The sequence below is a fragment of the Pseudomonas sp. BJa3 genome, assembly GCF_026343815.1.
GTDB lineage: Bacteria > Pseudomonadota > Gammaproteobacteria > Pseudomonadales > Pseudomonadaceae > Aquipseudomonas > Aquipseudomonas soli.
Genome location: NZ_JAOXMC010000417.1, coordinates 1 through 248, shown reverse-complemented (window position 1 = coordinate 248; position 248 = coordinate 1). Strand labels below are relative to the sequence as shown.

Genomic DNA, 248 nt, shown 5'->3' with positions numbered 1-248 from the left:
CGCGCTTCTTCTGCAAAGACTTCGATAAATTCACGACCAATAATTTTACGTTTTTTCTCAGGATCAACTTCACCCGCAAGTGCAGTTAAGAAACGTTCTTCGGCATCCGCACGAATGACACGGATTCCCATATTGTCTGCAAACATTTGCATCACTTGGTTGCCTTCGTTTAAACGAAGCAAACCATTGTCTACAAATACACACGTTAATTGATCACCAATCGCTTTATGTAAAAGTGCAGCCACAAC

General features: G+C 41.5%; 1 pseudogene. It reads right to left on the bottom strand.

What is annotated here, in order from left to right:
* Positions 1 to 248 (bottom strand): annotated as a pseudogene (locus tag OH705_RS28250) (GMP synthase (glutamine-hydrolyzing)); the annotation flags it as partial.